21 protein-coding genes are annotated in these 24565 nt (G+C 63.7%); 7 read left to right on the forward strand and 14 right to left on the reverse strand.

Features of this window, described 5'->3' with window-relative positions:
• Positions 1–10: 10 nt before the first annotated feature.
• The 4 genes from IEX85_RS04810 to IEX85_RS04825 form a co-directional block, all read right to left on the reverse strand.
• Positions 11–670 carry a 2OG-Fe(II) oxygenase gene (locus IEX85_RS04810; RefSeq protein ID WP_188858893.1) on the reverse strand — a complete coding sequence of 220 codons (660 nt, stop codon included), beginning with the start codon at positions 668–670 and terminating at the stop codon, positions 11–13.
• Positions 671–993: 323 nt separating this feature from the next.
• A complete protein-coding gene (dbpA, locus tag IEX85_RS04815; RefSeq protein ID WP_188858895.1) occupies positions 994–2370 on the reverse strand; it encodes an ATP-dependent RNA helicase DbpA in 1377 nt (458 codons plus the stop codon).
• A 95-nt stretch (positions 2371–2465) separates the two neighbouring features.
• On the reverse strand, positions 2466–3299 hold the full coding sequence (locus IEX85_RS04820) for an NAD-dependent protein deacetylase (RefSeq protein ID WP_188858897.1): 834 nt from the start codon (positions 3297–3299) through the stop codon (positions 2466–2468).
• A 270-nt stretch (positions 3300–3569) separates the two neighbouring features.
• On the reverse strand, positions 3570–4019 hold the full coding sequence (locus IEX85_RS04825) for a hypothetical protein (protein ID WP_188858899.1): 450 nt from the start codon (positions 4017–4019) through the stop codon (positions 3570–3572).
• A gap of 265 nt (positions 4020–4284) precedes the next feature.
• On the opposite strand from IEX85_RS04825, the gene IEX85_RS04830 reads away from it, so the two are divergent.
• The gene (locus IEX85_RS04830) at positions 4285–5883 is read left to right on the forward strand and encodes a methyl-accepting chemotaxis protein (RefSeq protein ID WP_188858901.1); all 1599 of its coding nucleotides are present in this window, start codon (positions 4285–4287) and stop codon (positions 5881–5883) included.
• A gap of 196 nt (positions 5884–6079) precedes the next feature.
• Here IEX85_RS04830 and IEX85_RS04835 read toward each other — a convergent pair whose 3' ends face one another.
• The 4 genes from IEX85_RS04835 to IEX85_RS04850 all read right to left on the reverse strand — a co-directional run bounded on the left by IEX85_RS04835 (position 6080) and on the right by IEX85_RS04850 (position 12530).
• A complete protein-coding gene (locus IEX85_RS04835; RefSeq protein ID WP_188858903.1) occupies positions 6080–8260 on the reverse strand; it encodes a malate synthase G in 2181 nt (726 codons plus the stop codon).
• Positions 8261–8445: 185 nt separating this feature from the next.
• Positions 8446–8811, reverse strand: coding sequence for a DUF4870 family protein (locus IEX85_RS04840; protein WP_188858904.1), 366 nt, complete (start codon positions 8809–8811; stop codon positions 8446–8448).
• A 41-nt stretch (positions 8812–8852) separates the two neighbouring features.
• On the reverse strand, positions 8853–9263 hold the full coding sequence (locus IEX85_RS04845; protein WP_188858906.1) for an acyl-CoA thioesterase: 411 nt from the start codon (positions 9261–9263) through the stop codon (positions 8853–8855).
• Positions 9264–12530, reverse strand: a complete 3267-nt coding sequence (locus IEX85_RS04850) for a mechanosensitive ion channel domain-containing protein (RefSeq protein ID WP_188858908.1) — start codon at positions 12528–12530, stop codon at positions 9264–9266.
• Positions 12531–12685: 155 nt separating this feature from the next.
• Between IEX85_RS04850 and IEX85_RS04855 the strand changes: the two genes are divergently transcribed.
• Positions 12686–13651, forward strand: coding sequence for an alpha/beta hydrolase (locus tag IEX85_RS04855; protein ID WP_188858909.1), 966 nt, complete (start codon positions 12686–12688; stop codon positions 13649–13651).
• A gap of 56 nt (positions 13652–13707) precedes the next feature.
• Here the strand turns inward: IEX85_RS04855 and serA are convergent, their stop codons facing one another.
• The 3 genes from serA to IEX85_RS04870 all read right to left on the reverse strand — a co-directional run bounded on the left by serA (position 13708) and on the right by IEX85_RS04870 (position 16538).
• The gene (gene serA, locus IEX85_RS04860) at positions 13708–14940 is read right to left on the reverse strand and encodes a phosphoglycerate dehydrogenase (RefSeq protein WP_188858911.1); all 1233 of its coding nucleotides are present in this window, start codon (positions 14938–14940) and stop codon (positions 13708–13710) included.
• A 165-nt stretch (positions 14941–15105) separates the two neighbouring features.
• Positions 15106–15387, reverse strand: a complete 282-nt coding sequence (gene ppnP, locus IEX85_RS04865) for a pyrimidine/purine nucleoside phosphorylase (RefSeq protein WP_188858913.1) — start codon at positions 15385–15387, stop codon at positions 15106–15108.
• Between the two features lie 266 nt (positions 15388–15653).
• A complete protein-coding gene (locus tag IEX85_RS04870; protein WP_188858914.1) occupies positions 15654–16538 on the reverse strand; it encodes a LysR family transcriptional regulator in 885 nt (294 codons plus the stop codon).
• Positions 16539–16641: 103 nt separating this feature from the next.
• Between IEX85_RS04870 and IEX85_RS04875 the strand changes: the two genes are divergently transcribed.
• From IEX85_RS04875 to IEX85_RS04890, 4 genes are all read left to right on the forward strand, one after another.
• A complete protein-coding gene (locus tag IEX85_RS04875; protein WP_188858916.1) occupies positions 16642–17835 on the forward strand; it encodes an MFS transporter in 1194 nt (397 codons plus the stop codon).
• Between the two features lie 72 nt (positions 17836–17907).
• Positions 17908–18570 carry a fumarylacetoacetate hydrolase family protein gene (locus IEX85_RS04880; protein ID WP_188858918.1) on the forward strand — a complete coding sequence of 221 codons (663 nt, stop codon included), beginning with the start codon at positions 17908–17910 and terminating at the stop codon, positions 18568–18570.
• Entirely contained in the window at positions 18570–19328 is a 759-nt protein-coding gene (locus IEX85_RS04885) for a DUF2927 domain-containing protein (RefSeq protein ID WP_188858920.1), read from the forward strand. The genes IEX85_RS04880 and IEX85_RS04885 overlap by 1 nt, the downstream gene beginning before the upstream one ends.
• A gap of 62 nt (positions 19329–19390) precedes the next feature.
• Entirely contained in the window at positions 19391–20134 is a 744-nt protein-coding gene (locus IEX85_RS04890; RefSeq protein WP_188858922.1) for an SDR family NAD(P)-dependent oxidoreductase, read from the forward strand.
• Positions 20135–20455: 321 nt separating this feature from the next.
• Here IEX85_RS04890 and IEX85_RS04895 read toward each other — a convergent pair whose 3' ends face one another.
• Together IEX85_RS04895 and IEX85_RS04900 are read right to left on the reverse strand one after the other, a co-directional pair.
• Positions 20456–22333 carry a di-heme-cytochrome C peroxidase gene (locus tag IEX85_RS04895; RefSeq protein ID WP_229721795.1) on the reverse strand — a complete coding sequence of 626 codons (1878 nt, stop codon included), beginning with the start codon at positions 22331–22333 and terminating at the stop codon, positions 20456–20458.
• Between the two features lie 132 nt (positions 22334–22465).
• Positions 22466–23305: a pirin family protein gene (locus tag IEX85_RS04900; protein WP_188858924.1), complete on the reverse strand. Its 840-nt coding sequence runs from the start codon at positions 23303–23305 to the stop codon at positions 22466–22468.
• A 151-nt stretch (positions 23306–23456) separates the two neighbouring features.
• Here IEX85_RS04900 and IEX85_RS04905 point away from each other — a divergent pair, with 151 nt between their 5' ends.
• Positions 23457–23870 carry a CopD family protein gene (locus IEX85_RS04905; RefSeq protein ID WP_188858925.1) on the forward strand — a complete coding sequence of 138 codons (414 nt, stop codon included), beginning with the start codon at positions 23457–23459 and terminating at the stop codon, positions 23868–23870.
• A gap of 57 nt (positions 23871–23927) precedes the next feature.
• On the opposite strand, the gene IEX85_RS04910 is transcribed toward IEX85_RS04905, so the two are convergent.
• On the reverse strand, positions 23928–24554 hold the full coding sequence (locus tag IEX85_RS04910; RefSeq protein ID WP_188858927.1) for a ubiquinone biosynthesis accessory factor UbiJ: 627 nt from the start codon (positions 24552–24554) through the stop codon (positions 23928–23930).
• Positions 24555–24565 lie beyond the last annotated feature (11 nt).

Consider the following 24565-nt stretch of genomic DNA (forward strand, 5'->3'; position numbering starts at 1 on the left):
AAGCGCCGCGTCAGCGCGGCGGGTCGACCTGCCCGCCGAGGCTGTTGTTGACCCGGTACCAGCCGGTCACGCTGAGGCGCTCGCGCCGCGCCGGCAGGACCTCGTGCGGAAAGCGGTCGCTGAGAAACACCACCAGGGTTCCCTGGGTTGGCAGTACCCTCTCGAGCGGCTCGCGGCTCTGCTCGTCGGCATAGATCAGCAACTCACCGCCATCATCCGCCGACCAGTCGGGGTTGAGGTAGTAGACGGTCGACAGAACGCGGTTGGTCCGGCCCTGGAAGGCATCCAGATGGCGACGGTAGAAGGCGCCTTCCGGGTAGCGTGCGAAGTGGCACTCGTAGTCGAACAGGCCCATCATCAGCCGCCGGTTGATCCCCAGCCGCAGGGCGGACATCCACTCCAGGTAGCGGGCTTCCTCCGGCTGTTCGGGCGAGAGCCAGCGAATTTCGTCGCCGCGCACGCGTCGGTTCAGCTGGTGTTCCTGGTCCCGGCCGATGCCGGCGCGGTGAAAGTCTTCGTCGTGAAGCCGCTGCAGATACCGGTGCAGCGGCAGCGTCAGATTTTCCGGCAGGGCATCCGGTATGATGCAGTAGCCCGTTTCAGCCAGGGCGTCGGCGATGCGGTCGAACAGCGCTTCGGCTTCGACCGGCAGGGGTGTAATGGCGTTCAAGCGCGTTGCTCAGAAAGTGTACGGAGCGCGATATATACGCCGGCGGCGCTACCTTGTCCAGATAATTTGGTGACGGGTGACGGGTGACGGGTGACGGGTGACGGGTGACGGGTGACGGGTGACGCGAAAAGCCCCGCACCTGACCGTCCGCATCCTCGGGCCGGAGGGTGGGTGCAGCGATGCACCGCTGCGGGCTTTACGGTTGCTGCGGGTTACGGGCATCGCGAAACCCGCAATATCGATCGCAGTGCAGATCGATTGGCACCGGTTGGCACGGGGTCGGGGTGTTGGGTTTCGCGGCTACGCCGGTGCACCCCACCAAATTACAATTTCCTTACCCTAAACTTGCGGCCCTTGATGGTGCCGTTCTGCAGCCGCGCCAGTGCCTGTTTCGCCGCGCCGCGCCGCACCGCGACATAGGTTACGAAGTCGAAGATATCGATCTTGCCGACCTGATCGCCGGCGATGCCGCGCTCGCCGGTCAGCGCGCCGAGCACATCGCCGGGCCGCACCTTGTTCTTGCGTCCGCCATTGATTGCCAGGGTCACCATGGCGGCAGGCTCCGGGTGCTCGCCGGCGGACTCGGCCGGCAATGCCAGAAACTCCGGCTCCAGTTGCAGGCGGTCGGCGATGGCGTTCACCTTGTGGGCTTCCGACGGCAACACCAGGTTGAGCGCCAGGCCTTCGCGGCCGGCGCGTCCGGTACGGCCGATGCGATGGGTATGGGTTGCGGCATCGCGGGTCAGTTCGAAGTTGATGACGCAAGGCAGGTCGTCGATATCGAGGCCGCGGGCGGCGACGTCGGTCGCGATCAACAGCGGGCAGCTGCGGTTGGCGAAGCGCACCAGCACCTGGTCGCGCTCGCGCTGGTCCAGGTCGCCGTGCAGTATCAGGGCGCTGAAGCCCTGATCGTTGAGATAGGCGCCGATATCGTTGCAACTCTGCCGGGTGTTGCAGAAGATCACCGCCGCTTCCGGTCGATAGTGCAGCAGCAGCCGGTGCAGTGCGCCGGCGTGGCTTTCGCGGTCGGTCTCGAAAAAGCACTGGCGGATCTGCAATGGCGCCGGCGCTTCCTGCAGAATCACCTCGGCGGGGTCACGCTGGAAGTCCTGGCTCAGGCGCCCGATCTCCTCCGGGTAGGTAGCCGAGAACAGCAGTGTCTGGCGCTCCTTGGGCGTTTCGGCGGCGATCTGCCGGATCTCGTCGCGAAAGCCCATATCGAGCATCCGGTCCGCCTCGTCGAGCACCAGGGTACGAATCCGCTCCAGATTGAGGGTGCCCTTGCGCAGGTGATCGCGAATCCGTCCCGGAGTGCCGACCACGACATGGGCGCCGTGTTCGAGCGAGCCGATCTGGGGGCCGATGGGAGTGCCGCCACAGAGTGTCAGGACCTTGATATTGGGCAGGTAGCGCGCCAGGCGTCGCAGCTCCTGCGCCACCTGCGTGGCCAGTTCCCGTGTCGGGCAAAGCACCAGCGACTGGGGGCTGTAGCGCGCGGGTTCCAGCTGCAGCAGCACGCCGATACCGAAGGCCGCGGTCTTGCCACTGCCGGTTTTGGCGCGGACGATGAGGTCACGGCCGGCCAGCAGCAGCGGCAGACTCTGGCGCTGTACTTCGGTCATCTGGCGATAGCCGATATCGTGAAGGTTATCGAGCATCGCCGCCGGCAGCGGCAGGTCGGAAAAGGGCGTGGAGGTCAAGACAAACTCGCAGGGCTGGTTAAAAACCAGACATTATAAAGGTTGTACGGGGTGAAGGGTTAGTGGTTAGTGGTTAGTGGTAAGTCGTCGGTGGTTTAGGCTATCTGGCTGAGCCGGTCCAGCACCGCCGCGGCAGGCGCCTCGAGCTTCAGGCTCAGCAGATCGTCGGCACGGGTCCGGCCCAGGTTGATCGCCGCGATCGGCTTGTTGAGGGTCGCTGCGATGCGACAGAAACGAAAGCCCGAATAGACCATCAGCGAAGAGCCGACGACCAGCAGCGCATCGGCGCGGTGCAGAGCCGAGAGCGCCGCCTCGACCCGCGGACGCGGGACGTTGTCGCCGAAGAACACCACATCCGGCTTGAGTATGCCGCCACAGTGTTCGCAGTCGAGCACCTGAAAGGCGCTGAAATCGAGCTCCAGGTCGGCATCGCCGTCGGGGGCGGCGTCCGCGCTGTGGTTGCAGTACGCCGGATTGTGCCTGGCCAGGCGCTGCTGCAGCGGGTCGCGTTCGAGGCGGGCGCCGCAGCCCAGGCAGATCACGCTGTCGGAGCGGCCATGCAGGTCGATAACGCGCCGGCTGCCGGCCCGCTCGTGCAGACCGTCGACATTCTGGGTCACCAGCTGTTCGACATGCCCCTGCCGTTCAAGCGCGGCCAGGGCCAGGTGCGCGCCGTTGGGGCGCGCCGCGGCCATCAGCGGCCAGCCCACCAGACTGCGGGCCCAGAAGCGCTGCCGGCTGGACAGGCTGGCGACGAAGTCGCGGTGGTCCACCGGCGGCTGGCGTTTCCAGTTGCCCTGCCGGTCCCGGTAGTCGGGAATGCCGGAATCGGTGCTGATCCCGGCGCCGGTCAGGACCAGCAATCGCGGATGGCGGTCGATGAATGCCTGGAGACGGCTGGCGAGGTCCTGTAACTGCTGGTCGGTCATTCTGTCGTGGGTCGCAAGTGTAGAGGAACCCACTCCGTGGGCGATCCGGTTCTGTGTCTGGTTCGAAGGTTCGCTCGCGGAGCGAGCTCCTACAAAAGCTGCCGGGTACCCCATACGGTGGGTGGGCACCCCGCCGTGACGCGCAGTTGCGAAACGTAGGCGCCCGGTCCCCGGGCGAATCATGAACCAGTCTACCGTTGACAGCAAACGGAGGCCAATATCCCAGGCCGGGCCTCGCGCTATTCGCCCGAAGGCCCCGACTCCTGCACTCTACAGCGGCTCCATATCGTAAAGATTCAGCGCGTCCAGCGGCCGGAACAGGACGATATGCCGATAGTGATTGCCGCCTTCGAGCGGCGTCAGCGCGAAGCCGTCGAGCCCGCTCACTGGGCAGTAATGCCCGATCAGTTCGCACAGTTCCAGCAGCCCGCAGGCAAGGTTGTCGGATTCCTGGCAGGTGGCAGGCAGCGTCGGCGCGATGGCCTCGGGGGCCAGTACCGCCAGCCGCAGCGCCGACTTCGGCGTCGCGGTGATAAGATAACCGCGATCCGGCTTCTCCAGCAGCGTCGGCGAATGGCTCCACAGACTGGTCCTGTTGCTGTAGAAGCCGCCGTGATAGATCAGACTGCGGGCACCGTAGACTTCCACCTGGCTGTCCTCGAGTGCCAGTTGCAGCAGTTCGTTGAGCTTGCGTATCCGATCCTGTGTTGACGCAGGCATCGACTTGTCCTTGGCTGGTGGTTTGGGTACCGGAGGCGGCGACCGTCGGGCCCCGGGCCCGGTTACTCAAGGATAGTAACCCGACACCGTTTTGCCGCTCTGGCGGCCCGGCAATGCCCGCTGTTCCTCTTAACTGCGGCGGTTGTGCGGCTGCCGTCACTTCTTCCCGGAAGCTGAGCTGCGTCAATGCCTGCGTCCGGGCGGTCGTTTACAGTTGGCCGCTTCAATCAGCAGCCACAATGTTCAGGGCCGGGGGGAAGGAATTATGCATCAGGGATTCGGTCGTGTTGTCGAGCGCGCGCTGCGGCTGCTCGGCTGTCATACGTTGCGACGGCAGTTCTTGCTCTCCTATGTGCTGATGCTGGTGCTGGCAACGGCATCCAGCCTGGCGCTTTACCTGAGTATGGCGATCAACCCCCAGAGCATCGACATTGCCGGCCGGCAGCGGATGCTGAGCCAGCGCATGGCAAAAGAGGCGATGCTGGTGGCGGCGGGTATCGAACAGCGCTCAACGCTGGATACGACGATGGAGCTGTTCGCACGGTCTCACCGGGATCTTCTCGATGGCAATGCGGCGCTTGGCATGAAGCCTTTGGCGGATAGCGACATCGTGGCGCGTATGCAGCGGGTGGGAGAGCTCTGGCGGCAGTACCGCCGGCAGCTCGAGCGCTATGCCGAGCGTGCCGGAGCAGACCTTCCGGCACTGCAGGCGCAGTCACAGTCGCTTCTGAGCGAGATGAACGCGGTCGTGGGTCTGATGACGGAGGCCTCGTCCGGCGCGCTGCGTCGCAACCTGCTGATCGCCAATGGCTGCATTCTGGCGACGCTTGTGCTGGTGGTGCTTGGCGGCAGCTTCGGCATTCGTCCCATGATGCAGAATCTCGCCCGGCTCGAGCGGCATTTGATGGCTGTCGGCGGTGGCGATTTCCGGCACCGTTTCGAGGTGGCGTACAACGATAACGAAATCGGCCGTACCTTCACTGCCTTCAATGCCATGAGCGATCAGATCGGCGACCTGGTCCGCCAGGTACGCCAGGCCGCGGATAATACCGGCGAGCATACTGCGCGCGTCGCCCAGGTCGGCGCCGACGTGGAACAGGGTGTCAGCCGGCAGTATGGCGAGATCGATCAGGTCGCGGCGGCGATGACGGAAATGGCGACCACGGTGCAGCAGGTGGCGGCCAACGCCGGCCAGGCCGCCGAGGCTGCCCGCTGTGCCGACGAAGAGGCGCGCTCTAGCAGCTCCATCGTCAATCAGTCGGTGACGCAGGTCGACAGGGTATCGCTGAGCCTGGACGAGTCGGCCGAAAATCTGCGGCTGCTGGAACAGGAAACCCTGGAAGTCGGCAAGGTGCTGGCGGTGATCAACGGGGTAGCGGAGCAGACCAACCTGCTGGCGCTCAATGCCGCCATCGAGGCCGCGCGGGCCGGCGAATACGGCCGCGGTTTCGCCGTTGTCGCGGACGAGGTCAGAAGCCTCGCCATGCGCAGTCAGGCGTCGACGCGGGAAATCCGGCAGATCATCGAGCGCCTGCAGTCGCAGGCGCAACGTGCGGTGCGTTCGATGGAGCAAAGCTCGGGCCAGGCGCGCGAAAGCGTCGCCAGCGCCCAGGCCGCGCAGGGCGCGCTCAAGCGTATCGTCGCGGCGGTGGATACCATCAGCAGCATGAGCCTGCAGATAGCCACGGCGGCGGAGCAGCAGAGTCAGGTGGCCGCCGATATCGACCAGCGCATCGTCAGCATCGCCGATGTGGCGGGGCATACCCGCAGTGACAGCGAAACGGTGGTCCGTGCGACCGAGCAGATCCACGCCGAGGTGGGGCGGCTGGGCAAGGCGCTGGACCGTTTCCAGGTGGCTGGCTGAGCGCCGGCGGGCTGGGTCCACGATAGGGTTAGAGGTTTCGCGAACGCAACGTCATTCCCGCGAACGCACCGTCATTCCCGCGAACGCGGGAATCCATAAACTCCGGGAGCTGCTGGCTCCCCGCTTACGCGGGAATGACGGCGCCAAAAAAAGGGCGACCGCGGGGTCGCCCTTTCTTTACCTTGGCCTGTCCGGATCAGGCGCCGTATTTGGCCTTGGCCTCGATACGACGGCGGTGCAGAACCGGCTCGGTGTAGCCGCTGGGCTGCTCGCGGCCCTCGAACACCAGTTCGCAGGCGGCCTGGAAGGCGACACTGTCGTCGAAGTTCGGCGCCATCGCGCGGTACAGCGGGTCTGCGGCGTTCTGTCGATCGACCACCGCCGCCATGCGCTGCAGGGTTTCCCGAACCTGCTCCTGCGAGCAGATGCCATGGTGCAGCCAGTTGGCGATGTGCTGGGCCGAGATGCGCAGGGTGGCGCGGTCTTCCATCAGGCCGACATCGTTGATGTCGGGAACCTTGGAGCAGCCGACGCCCTGGTCGATCCAGCGGACCACGTAGCCGAGGATACCCTGGGCGTTGTTGTCCAGTTCCTGCTGGATTTCTTCGGCGGACCAGTTCGGGTTCTGCGCCACGGGAATCTGCAGGATGTCGTCGACGTTGGCGCGCGGGCGGCTCTTGAGCTCGTCCTGGCGGGCGAAGACGTCTACCTTGTGGTAGTGCAGCGCATGCAGCGTGGCCGCGGTCGGCGAGGGTACCCAGGCGGTGTTGGCGCCGGCCAGCGGATGACCGATCTTGGCTTCCAGCATGTTCGCCATCTGGTCCGGAATCGCCCACATGCCCTTGCCGATCTGGGCGCGTCCCTGCAGGCCGCAGGCCAGGCCGATATCGACGTTCGAGTTCTCGTAGGCCTGGATCCAGGTGGCGCCTTTCATGTCGCCCTTGCGGATCATCGGGCCCGCTTCCATCGAGGTGTGGATTTCGTCGCCGGTACGGTCCAGGAAGCCGGTGTTGATAAACACCACGCGGTCCTTGGCGGCGCGGATGCACTCCTTGAGGTTTACCGTGGTGCGGCGCTCCTCGTCCATGATACCGACCTTCATGGTGAAGGGGGCCAGGCCCAGCGCTTCTTCGATGCGACCGAACAGCTCGTTGGCAAAGGCGACTTCTTCCGGTCCGTGCATCTTCGGCTTGACGATGTAGGTCGAGCCGGTGGTGGTGTTGCGCACGCGGCCATTGCCCTGGAGGTCGTGGATCGAGATCAGGGTGGTGACCAGACCGTCCATGATGCCTTCCGGCACCTCGTTGCCGTCCTTGTCGAGGATGGCGCTGTTGGTCATCAGGTGGCCGACGTTGCGCACGAACATCAGGCTGCGGCCCTTGAGGGTAACGGTGTTACCGTCGATCCCACGGTACTCGCGGTCCGCATTCAGCTGACGGGTGATGGTGCGGTCGCCCTTGCTGACCTCTTCCGACAGGTCGCCCTTCATCAGGCCCAGCCAGTTGCGGTAAACCACGACCTTGTCGTCGGCATCGACGGCGGCAACGGAGTCCTCGCAGTCCATGATGGTGGTCAGCGCCGCTTCCATCAGGATGTCCTTGATGCCGGCGGCGTCAGTCTGGCCGATCGCGCTGGTCGGGTCGATCTGGATCTCGAAGTGCAGACCGTTGTTGCACAGCAGAATGGAGGTCGGGGAAGCTTCGTTGTCGCCGTTGAAACCGCGCAGTTTTTCCGGCTGCTGAAGCCCGGTGCTGCTGCCGTCCTGCAGGCTGACGACCAGCTGGCCTTTTTCGATGCGGTAGCTGGTGGAGGTCTTGTGCGAACCGGACGCCAGCGGTGCTGCCTGATCGAGGAAGTCACGGGCGAAGGCAATGACCTTGGCGCCGCGGACCGGGTTGTAGCCCTTGCCGGCTTCGGCGCCGCCTTCGCTGGAGATGGCGTCGGTACCGTAAAGGGCATCGTACAGGCTGCCCCAGCGGGCGTTGGCGGCGTTCAGCGCGTAACGCGCGTTCATCACCGGGACGACCAGCTGGGGGCCGGCCATGGTGGCCATTTCCGGATCGACATCACTGGTGGTGACGCTGAAGTCATCGCCTTCCGGCAGCAGGTAACCGATTTCCTGGAGGAAGGATTTGTACTCGGCGAAGTCGAATGCCTTGCCTTTGCGCTCGACGTGCCAGGCATCGATCTGGGCCTGCAGCTGATCGCGTTTCGCCAAAAGTTCACGATTGCGCGGTGCAAGATCGTGTACAATTTTATCGAATGCGGCCCAGTATTTATCTGCCTCTACGCCGGTGCCCGGCATGGCCTCATTGTTGATGAAGTCGTAAAGACTTTTGGCGACCTGCAAGCCACCGGTTTGTACCCTTAGAGTCATTATCTACTGCCTCTTTGCTTGTTCTTTCTCTCCCGAACGGGGCGAGGCACCCGATACCGGGTTCTTCTTTGTCTATTGTGCGACGCGGTAATTTAACCGAATTCGGCCGAATTGTCGCGTCGTCCGGGGCTAAAGTGCCGGATTTTCGGAATATAGTCACAATCACTCAGATTTATGTGACTGTATCAGAACAGCCAGGAGCCCGAATCTTCCGGTGCTTCACCTCTGCCGAGGCGCTGAAGTCCCTTGACGCAGCGAACGATGAACCATACCAGAACGGCCAGCAGAACGAGGAAACCGACGCCGACACCGGTGAGCAGGGAACCGATAAATGTATACAAAATGCCGATCCAGAATGTTCGTATTTGCCAGCGGTAGTGTTCTCGCAGCCAGGGTGGAGCGTCGCTCCTGTAGACATAGGCCATGACCACGCCGATCAGTGCGGTTATGCCGACCAACAGACTGACCAGATAGAGAATGTAGATGATGCGGGCGTTTCCGCCGTCGCCGTCAGTCGCCCGGGACGGGCTTTTGTCGAGGTCCTGTGACACTCTGAAACTCCTTTTTCGCGCTGTTTTGGGGGCGGGGCTGCTCAGTTTTCCAGCTGGCTGCGGACCGCGTCCGGCAAGGTCACCGAGCGGCCGGTCCTGCGGTCGATCCAGACGACCTTGGAATAGCCTTCTCCGGCCAGTGCCTCGGGGGCGGATTCGGCGAAGAGTCGGTAGTTGACCATGAAGCTCGAACGTCCCGGATCCGCCGCGTAACATTCCACGCGGACGCTGTCCGGATAGGTCAGCTGCTGGAGAAAGGTGAAACCGACATTGATCACCACCGGAGCCTGGTCTGCCCCCTCCAGTCCGGTGCCCATTCGGGTCAGCATCTGTACCCTGGCTTCTTCGAGGTAGCGGATATAGGTCACGTTGTTGACGTGACCATAGGCATCCATATCGCCCCAGCGCAGGGGCAGGGTGCAGCTGTGCATAAGCTTGCCGGGTGACGCCATTCAGTCTTCTCCTTCTGCGGGTTTGGTGCGGCCACTGGGGCGACCGCTGCGATAAAGATGCACGTCCAGCTGAGGGAAAGCAATTTCCAGGCCGGCATCGGCGAATTTGCGCGCGATGGTGGAGTTGACGCTGTGGGTCACTTCCAGGCGGTCGGCCATGCTGCTGACGAAGAGACGCAGCTCCAGGTCCAGGGTGCTGGCGCCGAAGCCGATAAAGAAGGCTTCCGGCTTGGGATCCGTCAGCACCCGCTCGGTTTCCCGGGCCGCTTCGACCATTAGGATGCGGGCCCGGTCGGTATCCGAACCGTATGCCACGCCCACCGGGATGACGATACGGGTGGTCGAATCTGTCAGCGACCAGTTGATCAGCTGGTCGGTGATGAAGGTCTTGTTGGGAATGATCACTTCCTTGCGGTCCCAGTCGACGACGGTGGTGCTGCGTATCTGGATCCGCGTCACCGTGCCGCTGACGCCGCCGATGGTGACGGTGTCGCCGATGCGTGCCGGCTTCTCGAACAGGATGATCAGGCCCGAGACAAAGTTGGCGACGATTTCCTGCAGGCCGAAGCCAAGGCCGACGCCAAGCGCCGCCACCAGCCATTGCAGCTTCGACCATTGCAGTCCGAGGGTGTCGGCGCTGAACAGAATGCCGGCCATGATCAGGGCGTAGCGTATCAGCGTCGTGACCGCATAACCGGTGCCGGGCGCCAGCGTCATGTGCCGCAGTATCAGCAGTTCAAGCAGCCCTGGCAGGTTGGAGGCGGCGAGAATGCTGAGCCCGAGCAGCAACGAGGCCAGCAGCAGGTCCTTGAGCGTGACATTGGCCAGAAACTCGCCGGACGCGCCGGTACTGATGCTGGACCAGAGCACCAGCTGGTCCAGCACGTCCAGCGCCGGCAGCAAGTCGCCCACGTTCAGCCACAGCAGTACCAGCAGCAGCAGCCAGCAGAGCGCCGCCAGCAGTTTGCGGGACTGTTCGGAAATGGTCTGGATATTGAGGTAGTCGGTGCTGACCGGCGGTTCTTCCTCGCGGTGCTCCTTTTTCTTCTCCCGCGCGGCAAGCATTTCGGCACGTCGCGCCAGCGAGCGGTCGAAGGACAGTTTGCGCTCGGCGATCAGCAGCCAGCGCAGCGTGAGGCGGTGGATGATAAAGACCGCGAGGCAGGTCAGCAGTATTTTCAGCAGCGTCAGCATCAGCACCTGGGCGGTAAAGACGTAGCCGATCAGCATCATGATCATCAGCAGCAGGTTGAACGCCACCAGTCCGATGATCCAGAACTCCGCCCGCATCCACCAGTGCCGGCTCGAGGTCAGCTTGTTGATCAGGGGGTGGGACGGCAGCAGGCTGCCCCAGAGCATGGCGATCAGTCCGGTCAGGGCCAGCATCAGCAGACGTTCAAGCCCCGGCTTCAGCACTTCCGTATCCAGCGGGGTGCGAAGGATGTAAATCACCGCCAGCAGCAATGGCAGTCCGAACAGGAACAGCGCTATCAGGCGCCGGCGCAGGGTGCGCGCCAGCGCCGCGTCGAGTCCGAAGTGGCTGTTGAAGAGCCCCGACGGGCTGAGCCACAGCCACAGACAGTGAAAGGCCCAGATCACGCTGGCGGCGGTCAGCAGCAACGGCTGGATGGCGAAGTAGTCCGCCAGCGACGGGTCGAGTGTCCGGGTCGCCAGTATGTAGAGCAGCAGCGGGACCGGCAGGGCGATCAGCGGGCCGAACAGCAGCAGTCGCAGGGTGTTCCAGAACCGGTCCTGCATCACGTTGCCGATCTGGCGCCGCCACAGCGTCTTCTTGCGTTTCTGATAGGGCGAGAGCCACAGGGCCGCGAGTGTCACCAGTGCCAGAGCGGTAAAGGCCGCCGGAAGGTCCCGCGAGTATTTCAGTGTCATGCGCGGCGACATCTGCTGCCAGTGCTCGCCGAGCAGTTGTCGGCTGGCCGCGATCTGTGCCGCCCAGTCGAGACCGATCGGCGTAACGCTTGGCAGCCACAACAGCTTTTGATTGATCAGTTTGCGGGCCTGGTCGGTGCGTTCGTTGATGTTGGTCTGAACCGACAGCAGTGTCGACAGCTCGGTGATCAGGTTCAGGTTGGCGTCGCGCAGCTGCTCGAGCAGCTGCGCGCGGTCGCCGAGCACGCTGCGGTATCGCGCCAGGGCCTCTGCAGCCGGCGCCGGTTCCGGCGGCGCGTCGCCGCGCAGCACCTGCTCGGCGTTGATTGCGCTCTTGCTCAGCTGCAGGTTGCGCAGACGCAGCTCGTTGATTCGGGAACGGGTGCGCTCGGTATTCAGCGGACGGCTCAGACCGGACAGCAACTGGTGCAGCTCGGTGCCGACATAGCGGATATTCAGTTCCAGCTGCTGGGAGATGGTACGGTAGGCCTCGTCGACGGATTTGAGGTGCTGTTCGAGCTGGCGGCGCTGGTTGTCGGCCGCTTCGATGTCATTGAGGACCTGGCGCATCTCTTCACTCAGGGCGATATTACGCTCTCCGAGTGTCTGCACGGCCGGATCCGGGTCCTGCTGTTCCCGGGACTGCAGTCCGCTGATCGCTTCTTCGGTCTGGCTGCGCAGGCGCTGGCGCAGCGCCTGCTCGAGCTGCTCCAGCCCGACCTCATTGCGGGCGATGCTGAGATTCAGGGCTTCGAGTTGCAGGGTGTTGATCTCAGCCCGTCCCGGCAAGGCCAGCAATTCGAGCTCCAGTGCCTGCATCTGCAGACTGCGCTGCTCGAACCTGGCGTTCTCGAGCAGTTGCGAGGCTTCGTCACGCGGGCCGCTGCCCGGTACCTCGCCGGTGTTCCCGGCACGCTGCAGCAGCGACAACTGTTCGCGCAGGCTCAGTCGCTTCTGCTCCACCATCTCCCCTTCCTGCTGCAGGCGTTCCCGCTCCTTGCGCTGATCCAGCAAAGACGCCTTGACCAGTGTCAGCCGCTGTTGCAGCTGGTCCCGGTTGAGGCTTTCCAGCGTCGACGGCAGGTCGACGGCGGCCTTTGGCCGGGGTTGCTGTTTAAGCTTCGCGATACGCTCGGGTTGCTCGATCAGCTCCTGTCGCAGCTTGTCGATACGCTGCTCGAGTTCCTTTTGCTGCTCGAGGGTATCCAGTGTTTTCTGCAGTTTGTCCCGGGTGGCCTGCTCCTGCGCGGACAGGGAGTCGGACTGATACTGCTGCAGACGGGTGCCGAGCTGCTCGATATCGCTGTCGAGATCGGCCCGGGTCGAGAGCGGTAACAACAGCAGCAGCCATAACAATGCCGGCAACCAATCTTTCATCTGGCTGTAAGCTCGCACTAACGGTTGGATCTCTAATATAGTGTTTACAGGGCCTGCTAGGTAAGTCATGTCTGAGGCTGACACGGCTTCCTCGAACGTTAGTGCGCAGGTTATCGCCGCTCGCGTGTATGGCAGGTGAACGCCGAGGAGCCACCATGACGATGCTCGATCCCAGACAAATCCGCGACGGACTCGACGCCTTCTCGCCGGCAGATGTCAGCCTGTGCGCGCCGCCGTTGCAGGCCTATCTGGAAGTCTACGGGCTGGCGGCGCTGATGACGGGCTGTCGCTACAGCATCGGCGTCGAACGTATCGGCCCGGTTTCGCTGGTGGCGCAGTGTTTCCGGCCGTTGCGGCCGCCCGAGGGAACGGCCGTGGTGGTGCATGGTTACATGGATCATGCCGGGCTCTACCGACACCTGATCGACTACCTGCTGCGTTCGGGCTGGCGGGTACTGATCTATGACCTTCCGGGGCACGGCCTGTCCAGCGGCCCGGCGCTGTCGATTGATCATTTTTCCAGCTACGCCAACCAGCTGTCGCTGTTGCTCGAACGGCATCGGCACGAGCTGCCGGGCCCGCTGGTGCTGATCGGACAGAGCACCGGCGCGGCGATACTGATGGAGCAACAGCGCCTTGAGCGCCAGGCATCGCAGCCGTGGCCGGTGCAGGGGCGGGTTTTCCTGGCGCCGCTGGTGCGGCCGGCGAGGCTGCAGCTGATCCAGCGTCGCTATCGCTGGTTCGGCCGCTTTCTCAAGTATGTCCGGCGCATGTACACGGAGAATTCCCATGATCCCGACTTCGTGCGTTTTCTGCGCGAGGAGGACCCTCTGCAGCATCCCTATATCGCGGTCAGCTGGGTGCGTGCAATGCTTGAGTGGATCGAGATGATCGAGACGAGTCCCGTGCTTGCGGGGGCGCCGCTGGTGATTCAGGGCACCGAAGACGGCACCGTGGACTGGCGTCACAACCTGCAGGTTCTCGGGCGCCTGTATCCGGCGCGGCAGCTGGAGCTGGTCGATGGTGCGCGGCACCACCTGGTGAACGAGGCGGAGGGTCTGCGGCGGCAGGTGTTCCGGCCGATCGGCCGGTTGCTGCAGCAGGTACTGCAGGCCGCCTGACAGGCGGTGCGGGTATCTGCGCAAATGGCGGCGGCCGGAGCCGCCGCCGGCGAGCGTCAGAACAGACGGCGGGCGCGGATGGTGCCTTCGATTTCGGCGATCTTCTCGAGCGCGACTTCGGAGTAGTCCGCGTCGACGTCGATCACCACGTAGCCGACCTTTTCGTTGGTCTGCAGGTACTGACCCGAGATGTTGATGTTGTTCTCGGAAAATACCGTGTTGATCTTGCTGAGGATGCCCGGAATGTTGCGGTGAACGTGCAGCAGACGGTGGACGTTGGCGTGTGCCGGCAGCGCCACTTCCGGGAAGTTGACGGAAGTGATGGTGGAGCCGTTGTCGCTGTACTTGACCAGCTTTTCCGCGACTTCGTAACCGATGTTCTGCTGCGCTTCCATGGTCGAACCGCCGACGTGCGGGGTCAGAATGACGTTGTCGAATTCACGCAGCGGCGAAATGAACTCGTCGTCGTTGCTGCGCGGCTCGACCGGGAAGACGTCGACGGCGGCGCCGAGAACCTGACCGCTGGAAAGCGCGGCGCAGAGGGCGTCGATGTCGACCACGGTACCGCGGGCGGCGTTGATGAAGATGGCGCCCTGCTTGATCTGTGCGAACTGCTCGGCACCCATCATGTCCTTGGTCGCCGCGGTTTCCGGAACGTGCAGCGAGATCACGTCGCAGGTCGACAGCAGTTCCTGCAGTGAACCCAGCTGGGTGGCGTTGCCCAGCGGCAGCTTGGTAACGACGTCGTAGAAGTACACTTCCATGCCGAGAGACTCGGCCAGCACGCTCAGCTGCGAGCCGATGCTGCCGTAGCCGACGATGCCCAGCTTCTTGCCGCGGATCTCGTAGGAGTTCTTCGCGGTTTTCTGCCAGATGCCGCGGTGCGCCTTGGCGCTCTTCTCGGCGACGCCGCGCAGCAGGATGATGGCTTCGGCCAGCACCAGCTCCGCGACGGAACGGGTGTTGGAGTAGGGCGCGTTGAAGACGACGATGCCGCGCTCGGTCGCTGCAGGCAGGCTGACCTGGTTGGTACCGATACAGAAGCAACCAATGGCGACGAGTTTGTCGGCCGCCGCCAGTACCTTCTCATTCAGCTGGGTACGGGAACGGATGCCGATGAAGTGAACGTCCTGGATCTTCTCGATCAGTTCCTCTTCCGGCAGCGAACCGGTGAGGTACTCGATGTTGGTGTAACCCTGCGCGTTCAGGGTGTCGACCGCGGACTGGTGGACACCTTCCAGCAGCAGAATCCTGATTTTGCTTTTTTCCAGAGAAGTGGTCTTGCTCATTTCTGTGGGACTCGTTAGATAAAGTGGCGGGCGGTTAAGACGGGCTATGGTAGCACAGAGTTACATGAATGAGTTTGGTCTAGGCTTGGTGTTTGCTGGAAATTTATTCAACTTGATATGAGCCAGTCTGGGCCGGATCCGGCCCAGGCGCTGTCTGCTGCGGTACTAGCCGTAGAAGCAGATATAGGCCGTCGGCTGCTCGACCTTCAGCTGGAATTTCTGGTTGGCCGCGACGTCGAACGCGGTACCGGACGGAAACGACTGGAATTCTTCGCTGCCCGGCAGTTTGACGATCAGCTCGCCGCTGCAGACCACCATGCGTTCCTTCTCGCTGGTGCCGAATTCGTACTCGCCGGCTTCCATAACGCCGGTGGTGACGCGGCCTTCGCTGTTCTCGAAACCGATCGACTTGACCTTGCCTTCGAAATATTCGTTAACGTGCAGCATTGCGGGATCCTCCAAGAATGAAAGGCAGCATCATAGAGGTTAGAGCGGCGAGTGAACAGCTGTTGGTTGGGTCAAGCGACACAGGAGCAGCCCCAACATCTGTGCTGGCCGATACCAATTGATCCGTACTGCGATCGATGCTGCGGGTTCCCCGGCAGCTGCTCCTGCGTTGTCAGGATTCCCACCGTCCATGGCAGTTCCGCGATGCCCGTACAATGACGGGTGTTGCCATTGCATCGCTGCACCCACCCTCCGAATTGCCGCGTTTAGCTTTCTACTGTCCCCGTCTGTTCCAATACGAAGTCGACAAAGGCGCGGTTGGCACGGGACAGGTAGCCGTCGCGGCGCCAGGCGATCGACAGATCCAGCCAGACCGGATCCGAAAACGGCAGCGCCACCAGGTCGGGGTCGTCCTGCAGCACCATCGCCAGCAGCGTCGAAATGCCGAAGCCCTGCTTCACGATCGACTTGATCAGCGGTAGCAGGCTGGTTTCGAAACCGATGTCCGGTGTGCGTCCCGACGCGCCGGCCAGCCGGTCGACGACCCGGCGGTGGAAGTAGCCGCGGGGGAACATCACCAGCTCCTGATCGAAGAAGTCGCTCAGCGCGACGTCGAGCTGGCGGGCGAACGGGTGGTCGCGGGCCACGGCCACCATCATCTGCTCGCGCAGAAAACTGCGCGCCTCGAGCGCCTCCGGCACCTCTTCGGCCACGATCACCGCCAGGTCCAGCTCGCTTTGCTCGAGCATCTGCTGCAGCGAGCCGGTTCCTGCTTCGACGACCGAGAGATTGAGGTTCGGGTGCCGATGCCTGAAGGCCATCAGAATCGGCGGAAAATAATAGGAACCGAGCATGCTGGGGATGCCGACCCTGACCTCGCCCCGGCTCAGCCCACGCAGCTCTTCCATTTCCAGCCGGGCATCGTCGACGGCCCTGAGGATGCGCTCGGCATGCGTAAGGAGCCGGACGCCTTCGTCGGTCAGGCTGACCTGGCGGTCCTGACGGTGGAACAGCGTCAGTTCCAGTTCGGCCTCGAGCTTTCGGATCGCCATGCTGACGGCCGGCTGGGCGACGTGCAGGGCTTCTGCGGCGCGGGTGAAACTGTTGTGACGGGCGACCTCGGTGAAATACCGCAGCGGCTTAACGTCCATTGCATAACAGGCTCTTATTAGATTGATAAAAAGTATATATTTTTATGATGAAAGGTAAAGCTTTAAGCTGTGTCGTCTGATCAACAAGTGAACAGGTGGTGCAATGATAGAAGCAGGCAGCAGGGCATTCTGGCAGGCGACGCTGGCGCTTTGCCTGGGTTCGGTGATGATTTTCGCCAACGTCTACGTTACCCAGCCGCTGCTGCCGATGATTGCAGAGGATTTCGGCATTTCGCCGCTCCAGGCAGGCTGGAGCTTCACCGTCACCACCCTGACCCTGGGACTGTCGTTGCTGGTCTATGGGCCGCTGTCGGATGCGCTGGGTCGCCGCGGCATCATTCTGCTGACGATGGCGGGCGTTACCCTCACCACCCTGGCGCTGTCGTTTACCCAGAGCTACGGTCTGCTGCTTGGGTTGCGTGCATTGCAGGGGTTCTTCCTGGGCGGTCTGCCGGCCATCGCGATCGCCTATATGGGTGACGAATTCAGCCGCAAGGCGCTGCTGCTGGCGGTGGGCTTCTACATCAGCGGCAACACCCTCGGCGGTGTCGGCGGCCGCCTGGTGGGCGGTTTCGTCGGCGAGCACTTCGGCTGGTCGCAGGCGTTCATGGCAATGGCCTGCGTCAGTGCGTTGCTGCTGGCCGCGGTTGCGCTGCTGCTGCCGCCGTCACGCGGCTTCAGTGCCAAGCCGCTGCGGCCGGCGCTGATGCTGCGCGATCTGGGCGACCACCTTCGCAACCCCTTGCTGCTGGGCGCTTACCTGATCGGCGGCCTGAACTTCTTCATCTTCATCAATCAGTACAGCTACGCCACCTTCATGCTGGCCGAAGCGCCCTACGGCCTGTCGGCGCAGTTTCTGGGCATGCTGTTCTTGACCTACCTGAGCGGTACCGTAGGGTCGGCGCTCTCGGGACGTATCGCGCAACGGCTGTCGCAGCCGCTGTGCATGGCGCTCGGTGTGCTGTTGCTGATGTGCGGTACCCTGGTCACCCTGATTCCGTCGCTGACGGCGATCATCGCCGGCTTCCTGATCAACAGCTTCGGCTTCTTCTTCGCCCATTCGACCGCCAGCAGCTGGGTCAGCCGTCACGCCGAGCATGCGCGCGCCAGCGCTTCGTCCCTCTACCTGTTGTTCTACTACCTCGGCGCCAGCTGCGGCGGGTTCTATCTGGCACCGTTCTGGCACGGTTTCGGCTGGGCCGGAGTGGTCGTCGCCTCGCTGCTGGTGCTGACGGTAACGCTGATGCTGAGCCTGCTGCTGTATCGCAGCCAGGCCCGTCAGCCGGTGCCGGCCTGAGCGCGCCTGGCAGGCCCGGGTGGCCGGCGCTATGATGACCTGCGTTGTGTTTCCAACCGACCTGGAGTCGTCATGCCCTATCACCATCGCTATGCCAGCGGCGCCGCCGTCGATCTGCCGCTGGGCAAGGTCGTCTGTGTCGGCCGCAATTACGCCGACCATGCCGCCGAGCTGAACAACCCGGTGCCGACGGTGCCGATGCTGTTCATCAAGCCGGCCACGTCGGTGGTCCCGCTGGAGCAGCCGTTCGCCATTCCGGCCGGTCAGGGCCGGGTACACTTCGAGACCGAAATGTCGATTCTGATCGGCAAGCGTCTCAAGGGCGCGGACGAGCAGCAGGCGGCTGCAGCCATCGCCGGCGTCGGCCTGGCGCTGGATCTGACCCTGCGCGATCTGCAGGACGAGCTCAAGCGTCAGGGGCACCCCTGGGAGAAGTCCAAGGGCTTCGACGGTGCCTGCCCGCTGTCGGCGTTCGTGCCGGCGGATCAGGTGCCGGATCTGCAGAACGTGCAGCTCCGTCTGCGGGTCAACGACGATACCCGCCAGGACGGCAACAGCCGCTTCATGCTCAACCCGGTGCTGCCGTTGCTGAGCTATATCTCGAACCACTTTACCCTGGAGCCCGGCGATGTGGTGCTGACCGGGACGCCGGCGGGCGTTGGCCCGATTGCCTCCGGTGACCGCCTCGACGTCGAGCTTGTGGATATCCTGAGTCTCAGCACAGCGGTGCTCTGATGCGTGCCTGCTGGCTGCTGTTGCTGCTGGCGCTGCCCGTCTGTGCGACCGAGCGCTGGCAGCAGCCTCAGCAGCTGGCGCGAATCTTCGAGGACGTGGCGCTGTCGGTCGAGCATGGCGAGGGCAGGCGCGAGATTCGCAAATGGCAGCAGCCGGTGCGGGTCTGGATCGACCATGTCGTCGGCGACCGGGCGTTGCACGAGCGCCTGACCGATATGCACCTGCGTCACCTTGCCGCCATCACCGGCCTCGATATCGCACGGGTCGGTTCCCGCGAGCAGGCCAATCTGGTGCTGGTGTTCACCCACAGCGGGCGCTGGGCCGGCGATATTGCCAGGGAGTTCGGCGCCGGCGCTTTACGTCACCTTCACGGCGCCGTCTGCATGGGAGGCCTGCGCAGCGAGGGCGGCCTCATCCTTGGCGCAGCTGCCGTGATTCCAGTCGACCAGGCCCGGATGCACGGCAAGCTGGTCGCCTGCATTGTCGAGGAGCTGACGCAGGTGCTGGGCCTCGGAAACGACTCCGAGCTCGCTTACCCGTCGGTCTTCAACGACCGCACCCCCGATGACCTGCTGACCGATCTGGACTGCAGCCTGCTGCGCATTCTGTATCACCCCGGGGTCAGGCCCGGGCTGGATCCGGCTGAGCTGGCGCAGGTTCTGCCCGGCGTGATCGACGATTTGCGCCGCCATGATCTCTATGCACGGGCGCTGGCCGACGCGCGCGGGGCGGAGCTGCGTCGTTTGATTGCGCCGTGACCGCTGCCGGTTCTCGTATAGACTGAAGACATCACCGCAGAGATCTCAAGGGGGGGGGGGGCATGGCAACTGCACTGGTGGTTGGCGCGACCCGGGGTATCGGCCTGGGCTTCGTCAGGGCGCTGTTGCAGCGCGACTGGAATGTCTATGCCAGCTACCGTCAGCCGGACAGCCTCGGCGCTCTGGACGAGCTGGCTGCAGGCCATCCCGGCCAGCTGCACCGGGTGATGCTGGATCTGACCGACGAGGCGGGCGTAGCCGCCGCGGTGGCGAAGATGGAAGCGCAGCTGCTGGAGCCGCTGGAACTGGCGGTCTGCTGCGTCGGTGTACTGCATCAGGGCGAGCAGGGGCCGGAGAAGAGCCTGTCGCAGCTTTCGGGAGACTGGTTTGGACACTCGATGTCGGTCAATGCGCTGGGTCCGCTGTTACTGCTAAAGCACCTGCACCCGTTGCTGGTGCATCACACTTCGAGCCAGTTCGCCGTGATCTCGGCGCGGGTCGGCAGCATCGCCGAAAACGAGCTCGGCGGCTGGTACAGCTATCGGGCTTCGAAGGCTGCGCTCAATATGCTGATGAAAACCGCGTCGATCGAGATGCGCCGTCGCTTTCCCCATTTGCAGTTGCTGTGCCTGCATCCGGGCACCACTGCCACCGAGCTGTCGGCGCCGTTCAGCAAAAGAGTGGCGCCGGAGAAACTGTTCAGCGTCGAACGCACGGTGCGCCAGTTGCTGCAGGTGCTGGAAGAAAACCGTGGCGGTCCCAGCGGGCGCTTCCTCAGTTGGGATGGCTCCGAACTGCCCTGGTGAGTGTCGGCGTAGGAGCTCGCTCCGCGAGCGAAGAGCGGTATTGCGCCCGCCGCTCTACCAACCGACGCCAATCGATCTGTACTGCAATCGATATTGCGGGTTCCCTGAAAACCGCTCCTGCGTTTACAGGATTTCCACCGTCCCTGGCGGTTTCGCGATGCCCTTGGTCCGGTGCCGGTCTTGAAGCCGCTGCGATGCATCGCTCTACCCACCCTCCGGTCCGTGGTTTCGGGACGGTTGTGCGGCGGCCTTTGCCCGTAACATGTCACCCGTCACCCGTCACCCGTCACCCGTCACCCGTCACCCGTCACCCGTCACGCCTCACAGCGTCTTCAAATACTCAATCAGCGCCATCCGGTTGGCTTCGCTCAGCGCCGGGCCTATAACGCCGGGGCCCTCGTCGTCGTCGAACTCGTGGCCGCTGTTGTGGTTGCCGGGCAGCGAGGTGTCGATCCGGGTCAGCCCGGTGCCCTTGCCGCTGCGATAGCCGACGCGGACCGGGTCGAATTCGCGATTGCCGAGATAGAAGCTGTCCGGCCGTTCGTCCGCCGGTGACAGCAGTGCGTAGAGGTCCGGTACCGAGCCGTTGTGGAGGAAGGGGGCGGTTGCCCAGATACCGTTGAGCGGTCGGGCCTTGTAGCCGCCGGGCGCCTGCAGGCAGTTGGGGCGCTCGCCGTTCATTCTGCGCTGCTCGGCCTCGCCGATGCCGTGCTGACGATACCAGTAGGCGGTGGTTTCCTGCACCACTGCTCCGAGGGAAAAGGCGAAGGAGGCGTCTTCGGCTTCGGTAACCCGCAGCGGCTCGCAATCGCGGCCGGCATAGACTTCGGTGTCGATGCCCAGTCCCCGGGTATCCACCTTGCGATCGGCGAGCACCCGGGACTGTGCAGGATCGGTGCCGATGTCATCGGCGGGTATGATCTTGAGTCGCAGCAGACGCTCGCCGGCATCGTTCTCGACGGACCAGTACTTTTCGCTCCAGAATGCAGGGTCGCTGGTGGCCGGCAGGTGGCAGCCCTGACAGAGCTCCCCGTAGAGCGCCTGGCCCTTCGCGGCCTGCTCCCGGTCGATGGCGCCGAGGATCTGTTCCGGCCATTTCGGCGCCTGCAGGCCGGTAAAGGCACGGGCCTGGAACGGCGGTACTGAGCCTGCCAGCATCTGCTCTATGCGGTATAGGGCATCGACCCTGACGGTGGAGTCGAAGTGCCGTTCCCCCGGCTCCAGATTGACCAGCGCCGCGACGCCGAGCGCCTCTCCGGCGTTGCGCACCATCGGCTGCATGATGGAGCCGTCGTACTGCACCCACTCGAACCAGGAGGACGACCAGATGTGCGGGTAGTTCACCGGTGCATCGGGCGTGACGAAGTTGGACGGCCGGTTGGCGTCCAGCGCGAAGACCTGGTTGCCGATACGGTTGAGGGCGTCGAGTCGCGCGAAGCCCTCGATGTTCTTCAGGCTGGCCTTGAGGCCCTTGGCAATATCCTTGAGCGTGCGGCTTTCGCCGCTGCGATCGAGCTCGGCGACGATCTCGCGTTGCTCCTCGGCTTCGATGCTGCTGAGCTGCAGGTCGATCAGCTCCATCAGGTTGGTCGAAAAGGCCTTTTTCAGTGCCTTGCGGTTGGCTTTGGTATTCTGCTCGCCGAGGACTCGGGCCGCGAACCGGTTGAAACGCACATCGCTGTATCGGGTCTCGAACATCGCCAGGAACAGCACTATGGTGAACTCGGTGATGTCGGTGACCGCAGGGCCGCCGTCGTAGCGGATCGAGGTGCCCTGGTAGGTCATCTGGCCGGTGTGGCAGGCGGCGCAGGTGAAGCCGATGGCGTTGTACTGACGGCCATCGACGGGGCTGGTGACGTTATAGTCGACGGCGAAGCCCACCGGCAGGCCGCTCTGGTTGAAGCGGTTGATCTTCCCGGGAATGAAGCCCAGCCGCGCCAGGTAATCCGGCGACGACACCAGCTCTCCGGCGCCGAACAGGTTGACTCCGGGCTGCTCCAGCGCCATGAACCACTCGAACGGGATCGGCAGCGTTGCGGTGCCCTGGCTGACGTGATGGAACCAGTTGCGGGCTTCCCCTTCCCAGTCCTCGCCCTGCTCGAGCCAGACGACCTTGTCGACCGGCTCCGAAGGCGGAAGGTTGCTGCAGGCCGCGATAATCATGGCGACGGGAAGGGCAAGAACGATTCGGCGATGCATGGCAGGTCCCTCTGCTGAGGCCGCCGGGAGTGGCGGGGCCTGGGTCTAAAACAACCGTTTGGAGTTACAGGAAGTCTAGCAGGCGGTTGCAATTCCGACAGCACCCGCGGTGGTTCCGGGGGACTGGCGGATTCAGCCGGTGAGGCGATTGTCCCGGTAGTCACGCAGCGCCTGTTCGATTTCCTCGCTGGAGTTCATTACGAAGGGCCCGTACTGAACGATGGGTTCGCCTATGGGGCGCGCCGCCAGCAGCAGTACAGCGCTGTCGCTGTCCTTTTCGCCGTCAAGCCGCACCTGATCGCCGTCGCTCAGCGTGCCCAGCTGGCCTGCCGGCACGGGCTCGCCGCCGATATTGACGGTGCCACGGTAGACGTAGACGAAAGCGCGGTGGCCGGACGGGACCGGGTGCACGATGCCGCGGCCGGCGGGCAGCCGGATATCGACCATCAGCGGGTCGACGCTGAGTCCCTGTATCGGTCCCGGGGTGCCGAGCGAGTGACCGGCGATCACGCGGCGCAGCACGCCCTGGTCGTCCAGTGCCTCGGGGATTTCGTCAGGGGCCAGGTCGCGGTAGCTCGCCGGCTGCATCTTTTGCGCGGCGGGCAGGTTGACCCAGAGCTGGAAGCCCCACATCAGGCCCTCGTCCTGCTGCGGCATCTCCGAATGGATGATGCCGCGGCCGGCGGTCATCCACTGGGCGCCGCCGGCTTCCAGCAGACCGACGTTGTCGAGGTGGTCGCGATGCTCCATGCGGCCGGCGAGCATGTAGGTCACGGTTTCGAATCCCCGATGCGGGTGGGCCGGGAAGCCGGCGATGTAGTCGTCGGCGCTGTCGGACTTGAACTCGTCCAGCATCAGGAAGGGGTCCAGGTGCCTGAGCGCCGGTGTGCCGATAACTCGGTTGAGTCGCACGCCGGCTCCGTCAGATGCCGGCACGCCCTGGATTCGGCGTTCGAGGGTACGGTCTGTCATCTTTGCTGTCTCCCGTTGTCGCAAGCGGTTCGGTTGACTGTCAGGCTAGCGGGTAGCGGGGCCTCTAAAAAGCGGAATTTCCTGTCGTCACCATTCAGTTTATCTGCAGGGTTTCAGTATGATGCCTGCATCATTCGCACGGAGACCGGACATGCTTTGGGTCAAGACCTTTCATATTCTCGCGATGACCAGCTGGATGGCGGGCATCTTCTATCTGCCGCGCATTTTCGTGCACTATGTCGAAGGCCGCGAGGCGGGACAGGATGTGGCGCGGCTGGAAATCATGGCGCGCAAACTTTATGGCTTCATGACCATTATGGCCCTGTTCACACTGGCGCTGGGTCTTTGGCTCTGGCTGGGGTTCGGCTTCAGCGGCGGCTGGCTGCATGCCAAGCTGCTGTTCGTGGCGCTGCTCATCGGCTATCACGCCTGGTGTCGCGCCTACCTGAAGCGGCTGCAGGCGGGGCGCCTGGACCGTAGCGGCCGCTACTTCCGGCTGTTCAATGAACTGCCGCTGCTGATTTTCGTGCCGATTCTGATACTGGTGGTGGTGAAGCCGTTCTGATGTTGGGGTGACGCGTTACGCGTGACGGGTTACACGTAACCCGTCACTTCTTTCGCCTCATTCGCTGTCGAGCCGGTCAAGCACTCGCTGCAGTCGGGCTTCGAGCCGGTCGCTGCGCTGGCGCAGGTCGTCGACGTCGGCCATGAAGCCTTCCAGTTCAGGGCGCGGCGGCAGCAGGCGCGCTTCTTCCTGCAGGAACTCGCCGAGGTTGTGGCTCAGGCTGTCGCCCGCCTGCGTCCAGTAGTCGCGCTGCCAGCGCACGAAGCGGGCGGCCTGGTGCGCCGGCAGGTCGCCGATCAGTTCGGCCAGCAGGCCCTCCCAGTCGATATCGGCGTCGGCCAGTATCTCCTGCAGCCGCATCGCAAGGGCGCTGTCGCCGCTGATGGCGACACCCTTGCCGAACAGGGCTTCGGCCTTGTCGTCGCCGCTGATCAGGCGCAGCAGCGCGCTGGCGCTGCCGGACAGGCGCGCGTCCGGCTCGGCGCCATAGTGCTGTTGCAGCTGCAGGCCCTCAGGGTTCGGCACCACATAGAGCGTCAGCGTTGGCGAGGTGATCTCCACTGCCAGAACGCGGCCGGCCAGTTTGCCCAGTTCGCGCAGGGTCACCGGGTCGCGCTGCAGCAGTGCGTTGACGCTCGGTTCGAGCAGTGTCAGCAGGGTGGCGCTTAGCATGGGCAATGGCATGGGGCTATCTC

Origin of the sequence: Marinobacterium nitratireducens (genome assembly GCF_014645375.1) — a bacterium.
Classification (GTDB): domain Bacteria; phylum Pseudomonadota; class Gammaproteobacteria; order Pseudomonadales; family Balneatricaceae; genus Marinobacterium_A; species Marinobacterium_A nitratireducens.

What these genes read in the sequence shown, in the direction of transcription:
- IEX85_RS04820 (WP_188858897.1), bottom strand. Translation starts at nt 3,299, where the DNA reads ATGACCGACCAGCAGTTACAGGACCTCGCCAGCCGTCTCCAGGCATTC.
- IEX85_RS04825 (WP_188858899.1), bottom strand. Translation starts at nt 4,019, where the DNA reads ATGCCTGCGTCAACACAGGATCGGATACGCAAGCTCAACGAACTGCTG.
- IEX85_RS04830 (WP_188858901.1), top strand. Translation starts at nt 4,285, where the DNA reads ATGCATCAGGGATTCGGTCGTGTTGTCGAGCGCGCGCTGCGGCTGCTC.
- IEX85_RS04835 (WP_188858903.1), bottom strand. Translation starts at nt 8,260, where the DNA reads ATGACTCTAAGGGTACAAACCGGTGGCTTGCAGGTCGCCAAAAGTCTT.
- IEX85_RS04845 (WP_188858906.1), bottom strand. Translation starts at nt 9,263, where the DNA reads ATGGCGTCACCCGGCAAGCTTATGCACAGCTGCACCCTGCCCCTGCGC.
- IEX85_RS04850 (WP_188858908.1), bottom strand. Translation starts at nt 12,530, where the DNA reads ATGAAAGATTGGTTGCCGGCATTGTTATGGCTGCTGCTGTTGTTACCG.
- IEX85_RS04855 (WP_188858909.1), top strand. Translation starts at nt 12,686, where the DNA reads ATGACGATGCTCGATCCCAGACAAATCCGCGACGGACTCGACGCCTTC.
- serA (WP_188858911.1), bottom strand. Translation starts at nt 14,940, where the DNA reads ATGAGCAAGACCACTTCTCTGGAAAAAAGCAAAATCAGGATTCTGCTG.
- ppnP (WP_188858913.1), bottom strand. Translation starts at nt 15,387, where the DNA reads ATGCTGCACGTTAACGAATATTTCGAAGGCAAGGTCAAGTCGATCGGT.
- IEX85_RS04870 (WP_188858914.1), bottom strand. Translation starts at nt 16,538, where the DNA reads ATGGACGTTAAGCCGCTGCGGTATTTCACCGAGGTCGCCCGTCACAAC.
- IEX85_RS04875 (WP_188858916.1), top strand. Translation starts at nt 16,642, where the DNA reads ATGATAGAAGCAGGCAGCAGGGCATTCTGGCAGGCGACGCTGGCGCTT.
- IEX85_RS04880 (WP_188858918.1), top strand. Translation starts at nt 17,908, where the DNA reads ATGCCCTATCACCATCGCTATGCCAGCGGCGCCGCCGTCGATCTGCCG.
- IEX85_RS04885 (WP_188858920.1), top strand. Translation starts at nt 18,570, where the DNA reads ATGCGTGCCTGCTGGCTGCTGTTGCTGCTGGCGCTGCCCGTCTGTGCG.
- IEX85_RS04890 (WP_188858922.1), top strand. Translation starts at nt 19,391, where the DNA reads ATGGCAACTGCACTGGTGGTTGGCGCGACCCGGGGTATCGGCCTGGGC.
- IEX85_RS04895 (WP_229721795.1), bottom strand. Translation starts at nt 22,333, where the DNA reads ATGCATCGCCGAATCGTTCTTGCCCTTCCCGTCGCCATGATTATCGCG.
- IEX85_RS04900 (WP_188858924.1), bottom strand. Translation starts at nt 23,305, where the DNA reads ATGACAGACCGTACCCTCGAACGCCGAATCCAGGGCGTGCCGGCATCT.
- IEX85_RS04905 (WP_188858925.1), top strand. Translation starts at nt 23,457, where the DNA reads ATGCTTTGGGTCAAGACCTTTCATATTCTCGCGATGACCAGCTGGATG.
- IEX85_RS04910 (WP_188858927.1), bottom strand. Translation starts at nt 24,554, where the DNA reads ATGCCATTGCCCATGCTAAGCGCCACCCTGCTGACACTGCTCGAACCG.